A 10176-nucleotide genomic window follows, 5' to 3' on the forward strand; every position below is an offset into this window, starting at 1 on the left:
CAGTCCCCAGTCCCCAGTCCCCAGTCCCCAATCACCAAATATTACAAATTGCCTACTTCGGGGAAACGTTTGGCTAATTCAATTCCTTTTTCAACAAACTTTTCTCCCTCTTCATTCAGCTTTTCTAGAGATTCAAAACCAAAACGGTGAGCATCACGTAAGGTTTTAATAGTTAATAATAATCGTCCAGAAAAAACTAAAGCCCAACCAAAACCTTCATGACCTAATTCAATTACCACATTAGAAAGTAATCCAGTTTCCTTTTCTATGCTTGAGGCGATCGCTCTAAAAAAAGCATTAATGCGAGAAAGAGTAGCTGGATCAACTTCACCTTCTGTAGAAATTTCTTTTTTCTTTTGTTTTGTCACCACAAAAGGTTTAAGAATCAATTCATCAGACCAATTTTTGTAAAATCCATAGCTATCATTAGCTCGAATTTGTTGGACTAATGTTTTCAGAAAAGGTGAAGAAATTATCGTGCTTGTTGCGTTTCCGTTCACACTATTATTTTCACTCATACCGCAGCTTCGTTTTCAATTTCCTCTAAAAAGTTAGATTTCTTTTGACCTAAAGCTTTACGCAACCAAGGTGGAGGATTCCCTTTCAAAGTTTGCACTAATTTAGTCAAGATTTCTTCAATCTTTTCTTCTTCAGATTTCGCCTTAACAGGTGTCACACCATGCTTAATTAAACGAGCGGCCGCACTACCACCAATAGCCACTACATAAACTATTGTACAATCTTTTAAAGCCTCAAGTTTAGGGGTAATTTTATCCTCATTACCATCTTCTTTAAGATCACCATCAAAGGTTAAAGTTTCTAGAAATTGATATCCTTCATCTGTAATTTCATAGACATCAATTTCCTTAGCCCATCCAAAATGAGCATTAACATGAATTCTGTCAGTTGTCGTAAATGCAATTTTCACTTTCATTTGTCCTTTGTTAGTAATTAGTAATCAGTAATCAGCTTATTAACTGTCACCTGTCACCTGTCACCTGTCACCTGTCACCTATTACCTGTTCCCATTGTTTCATCATTAATGCTTCTTCGTGTTCTATAAATAGGTTGCCAATACCAAATAAAACATCCATAGAACCGCGATAGCCTACTTTGGTAAATAAGCCATTTCCTAATCTGTCGTAAATAGGAATACCTAAACGATAGAGAGGAATAGAAAGACGTTTAGCAATAGTATTAACATTAGAATTTCCAATTAATAAATCAGAACCTACTGCTAAATCTTCCAAATCTTCTAAATCGCCAATAGTCACATTTTTAATGGGTAGATGCTCTAATAAAGGTGATTTTGTGGTAGTTACAGCCCCATGAATTTGCGCCCCCATTGACTGGAGAAAATGCACCATAGACCACATTAAATCCGGTTCTAAGGCTAAAGAAATCCGTTTTGCACCAAAATAAAAATGAGTGTCTAACATCGCATCTTGTAGCTGACGACGTTGGCGACAATATTTTTCTGGTACGGGATTTCCACTTAACACAGATAAGGCTTGTAGAAACTCATCCACAGGTTCTAAACCTGTTAAATCTCTGAAAACTTCGTAGTCTGTGTTAAACCTTTGCTGGAGAATTTTAGCTGCTCCTCGCATACTTTCACCTAATGCAATAGTGAAAGCAGAACTACCTAAAGATTGCAATTGTTTGATAGTTGTACCACTAGCAGTTATAGCACTATAATTATCCTCTAAATGTCCATCTAAAGAAGCTCCCAAATTAGGCACAAAAATAGGATCTAAACCGAAGGATTTAACCATTTCTTCGATTTCTTGAACATCTCCCGGAGTAAATGCAGAACCCGCTAAAATTGTGATTTGTTCTGGTTTTACCCCTCCTGCTTTGGGAACTTCTTTAACAATGCTTTCTACTGCAACTGCAAAACCATCTTGCAATGCACCTTTAAAGTCAGGAGTGGGAGCAAAAATAATGGCTAAATGATCTAATTCTGGATGACGTTTTCTAATTTCTTTTAAAAAACGTTCAATATCATCTCCTCTAGTTTCAGTTAACCCAGTGGTACATAAACCAATAATTTCTGGTTGTAATTTTTCTACTACTGTTAAAATTGCTTGTTCAACATTTTCTTCACCACCTAAAATGGTAGTAACTTCCGTCATTGCGGTAGTAGCTAAAGGAATCGCTTCCCGAAAATGCCGAACTAAAACAACTTTTGCAAAAGCAGTACAACCTTGAGAACCATGAAATAAAGGGATAGTTCCTTTTAATCCTAAAAAAGCTAAAGATGCGCCTAAAGCCTGACTTTGTTTAAGGGGATTAACAGAAACAGATTTTTCTGGAAGTGTAACAAGTGCCATAAATATAATCTCAATAATTGAAAATTGAAAATTGACAATTGATAATTAATAATTTTCCATTATCAATTATCCATTATCAATTTTTAATTTATTCCCAAGGTGCGGGTTTACGAATTTGTTCCCAAATTGGGCTATACAAAGCTTCGTATAATTCCCGTGCCATTTCTACCATTCCCATATAACCAGCATAGGGATGATGACGTTCTTGGTTAATATCTAAAAATGGGATTCTGGCTTTTAATGCTGTGTACTGGTTTCTTCCCCCAGCTATTAACATATCAGCTTTTGTATCTTCCACTAACTTGAGCAATTCTTTGGCATTTCCTTTTTCTAACATAATGCCATCATTGCCTAACAATTTCTTGATTTTGGATTTATCTTCTTCTGTACTTTTGCGGGTACTGGTGGCAACAACTTCTATTCCTAAATCTTTAGCTGCCGAAATAATTGACCAACTTTTTACACCACCAGTATAGAGTACAACTCGTTTACCTTTGAGTCTTTCTCTATAAGGTGCAAGGGCAATATCTAAAGCTGCTGTTTCTTCAGAAATTAATTTTTCTGTCCGTGCTTGTAAATCAGGATCACCTAATTTTGCAGCGACATTTCTCAGGCAACGGTTAATATCATCTATACCATAAAATGATTCTTCAATGTAAGGAATACCGTAACGTTCCTCCATTTTCCGCGCCATGTTTAATAATGCCCGTGAGCATATCATCACATTCAATTTAGCACGGTGAGCATAGGTTATTTCTTGATAGCGAGCATCGCCAGTAATTTTAGATAAAACGCGAATACCTAACTTTTCAAATAAAGGTAAAACGCCCCACATTTCCCCAGCAATATTGTACTCACCAATCAAATTAATATCATAAGGTGTAGTATATTCTGGTTCAGCAGTACCGACTACATAATCTAATAAAGCTTCACCACCAAAGCGATTTCCCAGATTTTTACTACCTATAAAACCAGGAGAAATAACAGGAACAACCGGAACACCAATTTTTTCTGCTGCTACTTTACAAACTGCTTCCATATCATCACCAATAAGAGCAGTTACGCAAGTAGCATATACAAAAACTGCGGCTGGTTTGTAACGTTTGTGAATTGCGAGAATGCCTTGATAAAGTTTTTTCTCACCACCAAAAATCACATCATTTTCTGTTAAATCAGTGGTAAAACCTGTTTTATAAAGCATTGGTCCAGAAGACAAACTTCCGCGACTTCCCCAAGAGTTACCAGCGCAAGCAATAGGACCATGTACCAAATGAGCAGCATCGGTAATAGGCACTAATGCTATCATTGCGCCATCAAAAGCACAACCACCTTGAGCAGCACCAGGTTGAGCTTGTTGGGTACAGGATTTGTTTTTCTTTTCTCCTTGTTTTTTTTGATTATGTTCGCATCCTGATTCATTCAGAAGTTCGTTAATTTTGCTTTGGGTCATTTTCATATTTATGTCTCGCCTGGGTTGATTTTTATTAATTAAAATTGTCAGCATTCAGCTATCAGTAATCAGTCATCAGCTTTTTAAGGCTACGCTGCTATGGAAAATCCTGATTTCTGACATTCAACATTTCTGCAAAACTATATAGACTTACCGCAAAATTCCTCTTAATATTAGATTTACACAGTTAAAATTTCAGAAAAGATATCTATTTATCTGTAACTGAATTTTAATAACATCAATCCTTGATAATTGCTCTTCTGTTTAGTTCAATACTAATGACCAATGACTAATGACCAATGACTAATGACCAAGAAAAAAGTAATGGGTAATGAATAATAATTGATGTTTAGCAAATATATTGCGTCACATCTTCGCCACATTCGTCAACAAGATATGACAAAGCCCGAAATCGTAAACCGACAACTTCGTTATACAGAGGATTGATTTGACAAATTGCGGGAATATGGAAAGTGCGACCAAATAAATTAATATCTCGCTCGAAAGGACAACAACAGGGAATTACTCGACAAATTAGATGGGCTAGGCGATTATTTTTAACTGGGATACCATCTACTAACTTTCTCAGGGGACGGAAAATGTCAAAGTTTCCGGGGTTTTGGTAGCTGGGTGGATGATAGTTAGGATGTGGATGAGAATGGGGAATAGATGCCATAATGCAAACCTAAGATAACTACAATTTAGTAATCAGTAATCAGTAATTAGTAATCAGTAATCAGTAATCAGCATTCAATTATTCTGACTGCTCTACGGGCGAAGCATTCGGGCGATTAATTATCAATTTTTGTCGACGGCTATTTTCCGAATGCTTCGCCCCTACGATTCCTGTTGTGATTTACTGGAATAGGGAATTGGGAAATAATACCCAATCCCCATTTATTCTTTGTTGTTTTGCTAGTAGTCAGATGTTTTTTAACACCTGACTGTTGATATTCTTAGCGTACTAAGTCGTAAGAAATATCGGTCTTACCAGCAACGTTGGTGTTGCGATCGATTTCTTCAAAGATTGTGTTAACAACCCAGTTCAACAAGTTGATTACACCTTTGTAACCGATGGTTGCATAGCGGTGGTAGTGGTGACGGTCCATGATTGGATAACCGATTCTTACTAAAGGTACACCACAATCACGCCACAGGTACTTACCGTAGGAGTTACCGATTAACAAGTCTACGGGTTCGGTGAACAACAAGGAACGTAAGTGCCATAAGTCCTTACCACCCCAGATTTTAGCGTCTTTACCAAATTCGCTAGAATCTAACAGTGCTTGCAGTTCTTTTTCAAATACTTCGTTGGTGTTGTGAACCAAAATGTGTACAGGTTCAGCACCCATTTCTAACATGAAGCTAACAACGCTGTAAACTAGGTCAGGATCACCGTAGATAGCGAAACGCTTACCGTGTACCCAAGCATGGGAGTCGGTCATAGCGTCAACTGCACGACCACGTTCTACTTCTAATTCAGCAGGAATGGGCTTACCAGTTAGTTCGCTGAGTTTCATCAAGAATTCGTCTGTACCCTTGATACCCCAAGGACGAGCAACACAAACATCTTGCTTCCATTCCTTAGCAATGTATTCACGGGTCTTGCTCAGGGAGTAAGCTTGAAGAGCAACAGTAGCTTTAGCGTTGATGGAGTCTGCTGCATCTTCTAACTTTGTACCACCGGGGTACATATTGAATTCACCGTCGTTAGGTGCGTCAACATAATCACTGTTGTCAGATAACAAGGTGTAGTCAATGCCCATCAATTCAGCGATGCGCTTAACTTCACGGTTGTTTTCTACATAGGTGTCAAAACCGGGGATGAAGTTGATTTTGCCATTGCTGGTAGCTTTCTTCTTACCTGCGGTCAGGTTAGAAAGAATGCCCTTCATCATGTTGTCGTAACCAGTGATGTGAGAACCTACGAAGCTAGGAGTATGTGCGAAGGGTACGGGGAAGTCTTGGGGAACTGAACCAGCGTTTTTAGCGTTGGTGATAAACGCACCTAAGTCATCACCGATAACTTCAGCCATACAGGTGGTGCAAACTGCGATCATCTTGGGTTTGTACAATGCGTAAGCGTTAGCCAAACCATCAATCATGTTTTGCAGACCACCGAAAACCGCAGCGTCTTCAGTCATGGAAGAAGAAACGCCGGAGAATGGTTCTTTATAGTGACGGGTTAAGTGTGTACGGAAGTAAGCAACACAACCTTGAGAACCTTGAACGAAGGGAAGAGTGCCTTCAAAACCCACAGCAGCGAACATAGCACCTAAAGGCTGACAACCTTTAGCGGGGTTAACGGTTAGAGCTTCACGAGCGAAGTTCTTTTCACGATATTCCCAGGTCTTTGTCCATTCTGCAACCCGTTGAACTTCTTCGGGGGTGTGAGCGTTTTCAAATTCTTTCTTGTTTTGGAACAGTTGTTGGTATTCTGGCTGGTGGAATAGCTCAACGTGGTCTTTAATATTTTCTGGATTCTGAGGCATTTCTAGTTCTCCAAGCTTGCTGTGTGTTGTGTTTCAGTGATTTTTTGGTGGCGTAGAGGCGGGGTTTTCCCGCCGGTTTTTGGTGGAGAGTGGGGAATGTGGCTCAAAATTCAGAATGCAAAATTCAACACTGAGAATTTTTGATTTTGAATTTTGAATTCCCTACTCCCCCCTGGGGCTAAACCCCAGACTTTTCCTATCCGGCCAAGGTTGCCCCTACTCTGTTGTTACCTAGACTGCTGCTGTAGCTTTTCTTAAAGCTTTCTTTGCAGACTTGTTCCAGGGAGCGCCGATTAATCCCCAGGTTGGGCTGTTGAGTGCCAAATCCATGTCACGAGCGAAGATTGCGAATCCGTCGTAACCGTGGTAAGGACCGGAGTATTTTTATTAATGGTTTAATAGTTTGTGAATGCTTAATGTTTGTATTTAAACTGAAATTAAGTTACAATTAAGCTAAAATTACAATATACACCAAGAGAAGAGAATGATTAATATTAATTGGGGAGAAATCCCAATCAAACAAAGATTGATTAATTAATAGAATAGTGCCAATTATCGAGAATTTTCTAAGGAAAGATGATTTATAGCAAATTATGAAACTACAGTTAAAACCAGCAGGAATAAATCATAATGGCATATTTATTAGATACCAAACTAATAACATCTTGTAAATCCTTAAATCCTGGACATTCTGATTCAGACAAGTGCTATAATAATATTTACAGATAGTTGAGTGAAGACACTATGAGCATTACAACTTTAACTAAACTAGACTTTATACAATTCTTACAACAACGTCCTGATGATGGTATTTATGAATTAGTTAACGGAGAAATTGTTAAAGTGGAAGCAATTAGAGCGCATAAAAATGTAGCCAGATTTTTGGTAAAGGCTTTTGATAGAGAGAGTGAACGATTACAGCTTGATTATATTGTAGATAAAGATATAGTTATTAGAACTATTACTAATAAAGGAGAACAGAGGGGAAGAAATCCTGATGTGAGCGTAGTTCTTGCATCTTTATGGAATGCTAATGTTACAGCTTATGGTGCTTTAATTGAACCAATTCCATTAGCAGTAGAAGTAGTATCAACAAATTGGGAAGATGATTATGTTGATAAGTTAGAAGAATATGAAAATTTGGGAATTAAGGAATATTGGATAGTGGATTATTTAGCTATAGCTTCTCGTAGTTATTTAGGAAATCCTAAGTTACCAACGGTGTTTGTTTATGAATTGGTTGATGGTAAATATCAACAAACAGCATTTACAGGTACAGATAAAATTATTTCTCCTACTTTTCCTGAATTAAATATTACGGTTGAAGATGTCATTAAAGCTAGTCAAATTTATAATGTATAATATTGTCGAGATACTGAAATGATTGTAGAAGTTTGGTATCTGTTTTCTGGATGTTTGCAGTTAACATATTTATTTCGGGTTTAAGTTTATTCTAATAAACAATTAAAAATGCAAGATTCACAAATTCAAGATCCAGAACAAGGGGTTTTGAATTAATTCTTTATGGTTTATTTGTTTATTTTGATGCGATCGCCACAAACCCAACATGAAAACCAACTTAACCCAGGAAATACAGCAAGTAAATCTGCGTTTGAAGTCTGCAAAAACCAGAGTTACCATTCGAGAATCTAATGGATGTCTGCAATTACGGGCAACTTTACCCCTGAAACCAGGAGATGCTGATATCAGAAAAACAGGTAAAAAGCAATACAACATCAGTTTAAACATTCCTGCTAACTTGGAGGGATTAAAAACCGTAGAAGAAGAAGCTTATGAGTTAGGAAAGTTAATTGCCAGAAAAACCTTTGTTTGGAATGATAAATATTTAGGGAAGGAAACTAGAAAAAATGATTTACCAACTATTGGCGAATTATTAGAACAGTTTGAAATTGAATATTTTAAAACCCATAAACGCACAACTAAAAGTGAGCATACTTTCTTTTATTATTATACTCGAATCAAACGCTATACCAATGCAGATGATTTAGCAATTGGGGAAAATTTTATTCACGCAATTGAGAAAATAGATAAGGAATGGGCAAGATATAATGCTGTGAGAGCTATTTCTGTATTTTGTCAACTTTTCAAGATTGAAATTAATTTAACTAACTATGCTAAAACCCCGGAAACTAACTCTCGCAATATTCCCACAGATAAGGAAATAGTTGCAGGTTTTTATAAATTTGAGGAATATGAAAATAATAGAGGTAAACAAGTTAATCAAGATGTAAAAGATAGCTGGTTGCTTTGGCGTTGGGTTTATGGAATGTTGGCGGTTTTTGGTTTACGTCCTCGTGAATTATTTATTAATCCTGATGTTGATTGGTGGTTAAGTTATGAAAATATAGATTTAACTTGGAAGGTTGATAAAGTTTGTAAAACAGGAGAAAGAGAAGCTTTACCTTTATATAAAGAATGGATTGAAGAATTTGATTTAAGAAATCCCCATTATTTAGAAATGTTGGTGACAGCAATTAGTAAAAAAAATAAAAATAATCATGCAGAAATTACAGCTTTAATTCAAAGAGTTAGTTGGTGGTTTAGGAAAGTTGGCTTAGATTTTAAACCCTATGATTTACGGCATGGTTGGGCAATTAGAGCGCATATTTTAGGGATTCCGATTAAAGCAGCAGCAGATAATTTAGGTCATAGTGTGCAGATTCACACGAAAACTTATCAACGTTGGTTTTCTTTGGATATGCGGAAATTGGCAATAAATCAGGCTTTGAGTAAGCGGAATGAGTTTGAGGTGATTAAGGATGAAAATTTGGTTTTGAAGATAGAGAATGAAAAGTTGAAGATTGAGTTAGAAAAATTAAAAATGGAAATGGTTTATAAAGGGAGTTTTTAGTATGTGATATGTTATAATTACAAGATATCAAAAAATATATTTTCAGGGATGAACTATCAACCCAACTCAGATTATGACAGTGCATGAAAAGAAGCGATTACAGTTTATCTTGAACAATTCATAGAATACTGTTTTCCTGAATTTTATCAAGATATTGACTGGGAAAAAGGGTATGAAACTCTAGACACCGAATTACAAGAACTAATTAGAGATGCAGAAACAGGAAGACGTTTAGCGGATAAACTGGTAAAAGTCACCCTGCGGAATGGAGAAAAAGCGTTAGTTCTGATTCACATAGAAATACAAGGACAAGAACAAGACGATTTTGCGGAAAGGATGTATATTAGACATCTACAGAAAAGAAATTATAGAACCTATTTATGGGGGCAGGGCGAAGCATTTGGGATATCTAGATGTCTGATTTTTCCGTTAAATTATCGCCCAAATGCTTCGCCCCTACAACTTATGACAAATTAATACATTCTATTGTGGAGATGTCTATTTATAATCATCGTTTATTTAATCGCTATCGTCTTAAAGTCTTTAGTTTCGCAGTTTTAGGAGATGATAACCCCAATTGGAAACCAGCATCTTATGGTTATAGTCAGTGGGGATTTACCACTCATTTGCAATTTCCCAGTGTTAAACTATTAGATTAACCCAAGTTGCTAGTTATGGGGAAGAGCGATAGCTACGCTGCACTTCGTGAACGCTAGGGTGAAGTTTGGGAAATAAATGGGTCAATAAAGTAATAACCCAAGTAGCCGGTAGAGATTCAAATGGAAAGAAAGTCATCAAAAATTGACTCCTGGAATGCAGAAGCGACGGTCAGTAATAATGAAATTACAAGTATGAATAGTAACTGATTAGATAAATGCTTCTTGCAGGGTGAAGGCAAAAATAAATGCCTGAACTTTCAGTAAAAACCCTTGATAGGTGACAGCATGAATGGATTTGGGAAAATCAATTGTAATTGAACTAAATACGGTTTCAATATAATGACGAGTATGTTGTTTTATATATTGAATC

Annotated in this window: 9 protein-coding genes and 1 pseudogene; 3 read left to right on the forward strand and 7 right to left on the reverse strand. The window is 36.8% G+C overall.

What is annotated here, in order from left to right; all coding sequences use genetic code 11:
- Positions 1-41: 41 nt before the first annotated feature.
- The 6 genes from PN497_RS10970 to nifK all read right to left on the reverse strand — a co-directional run bounded on the left by PN497_RS10970 (position 42) and on the right by nifK (position 6275).
- Positions 42-518, reverse strand: coding sequence for a NifX-associated nitrogen fixation protein (locus tag PN497_RS10970; protein WP_096568521.1), 477 nt, complete (start codon positions 516-518; stop codon positions 42-44).
- Complete coding sequence (gene nifX, locus PN497_RS10975) at positions 515-934, reverse strand: nitrogen fixation protein NifX (protein ID WP_096568524.1); 420 nt, start codon at positions 932-934, stop codon at positions 515-517. Before nifX ends, PN497_RS10970 begins: the two co-directional genes overlap by 4 nt.
- A gap of 67 nt (positions 935-1001) precedes the next feature.
- A complete protein-coding gene (gene nifN, locus PN497_RS10980; protein ID WP_096568527.1) occupies positions 1002-2333 on the reverse strand; it encodes a nitrogenase iron-molybdenum cofactor biosynthesis protein NifN in 1332 nt (443 codons plus the stop codon).
- 88 nt (positions 2334-2421) lie between these two features.
- Positions 2422-3789: a nitrogenase iron-molybdenum cofactor biosynthesis protein NifE gene (gene nifE, locus PN497_RS10985; RefSeq protein WP_096572693.1), complete on the reverse strand. Its 1368-nt coding sequence runs from the start codon at positions 3787-3789 to the stop codon at positions 2422-2424.
- A 343-nt stretch (positions 3790-4132) separates the two neighbouring features.
- On the reverse strand, positions 4133-4459 hold the full coding sequence (locus tag PN497_RS10990; RefSeq protein WP_096568530.1) for a Mo-dependent nitrogenase C-terminal domain-containing protein: 327 nt from the start codon (positions 4457-4459) through the stop codon (positions 4133-4135).
- Between the two features lie 280 nt (positions 4460-4739).
- On the reverse strand, positions 4740-6275 hold the full coding sequence (nifK, locus tag PN497_RS10995) for a nitrogenase molybdenum-iron protein subunit beta (protein WP_096568533.1): 1536 nt from the start codon (positions 6273-6275) through the stop codon (positions 4740-4742).
- Between the two features lie 744 nt (positions 6276-7019).
- On the opposite strand from nifK, the gene PN497_RS11000 reads away from it, so the two are divergent.
- The 3 genes from PN497_RS11000 to PN497_RS11010 all read left to right on the forward strand — a co-directional run bounded on the left by PN497_RS11000 (position 7020) and on the right by PN497_RS11010 (position 9806).
- On the forward strand, positions 7020-7637 hold the full coding sequence (locus PN497_RS11000) for a Uma2 family endonuclease (RefSeq protein WP_096568539.1): 618 nt from the start codon (positions 7020-7022) through the stop codon (positions 7635-7637).
- 205 nt (positions 7638-7842) lie between these two features.
- Positions 7843-9147 carry a site-specific integrase gene (locus tag PN497_RS11005; RefSeq protein ID WP_096568542.1) on the forward strand — a complete coding sequence of 435 codons (1305 nt, stop codon included), beginning with the start codon at positions 7843-7845 and terminating at the stop codon, positions 9145-9147.
- A gap of 413 nt (positions 9148-9560) precedes the next feature.
- Complete coding sequence (locus PN497_RS11010) at positions 9561-9806, forward strand: hypothetical protein (RefSeq protein WP_096568544.1); 246 nt, start codon at positions 9561-9563, stop codon at positions 9804-9806.
- A gap of 207 nt (positions 9807-10013) precedes the next feature.
- Here PN497_RS11010 and PN497_RS26005 read toward each other — a convergent pair.
- Positions 10014-10176 (reverse strand): annotated as a pseudogene (locus PN497_RS26005) (IS982 family transposase); the annotation flags it as partial.

It is taken from the genome of Sphaerospermopsis kisseleviana CS-549 (genome assembly GCF_028329225.1).
In the GTDB taxonomy this organism is placed as follows: Bacteria; Cyanobacteriota; Cyanobacteriia; order Cyanobacteriales; family Nostocaceae; genus Sphaerospermopsis; species Sphaerospermopsis kisseleviana.

Coding starts and splice junctions, on each gene's coding strand:
- PN497_RS11005 (WP_096568542.1), top strand. CDS start 7,843: ATGAAAACCAACTTAACCCAGGAAATACAGCAAGTAAATCTGCGTTTG.
- nifX (WP_096568524.1), bottom strand. CDS start 934: ATGAAAGTGAAAATTGCATTTACGACAACTGACAGAATTCATGTTAAT.
- PN497_RS10990 (WP_096568530.1), bottom strand. CDS start 4,459: ATGGCATCTATTCCCCATTCTCATCCACATCCTAACTATCATCCACCC.
- PN497_RS10970 (WP_096568521.1), bottom strand. CDS start 518: ATGAGTGAAAATAATAGTGTGAACGGAAACGCAACAAGCACGATAATT.
- nifN (WP_096568527.1), bottom strand. CDS start 2,333: ATGGCACTTGTTACACTTCCAGAAAAATCTGTTTCTGTTAATCCCCTT.
- PN497_RS11010 (WP_096568544.1), top strand. CDS start 9,561: ATGTCTGATTTTTCCGTTAAATTATCGCCCAAATGCTTCGCCCCTACA.
- PN497_RS11000 (WP_096568539.1), top strand. CDS start 7,020: ATGAGCATTACAACTTTAACTAAACTAGACTTTATACAATTCTTACAA.
- nifE (WP_096572693.1), bottom strand. CDS start 3,789: ATGAAAATGACCCAAAGCAAAATTAACGAACTTCTGAATGAATCAGGA.
- nifK (WP_096568533.1), bottom strand. CDS start 6,275: ATGCCTCAGAATCCAGAAAATATTAAAGACCACGTTGAGCTATTCCAC.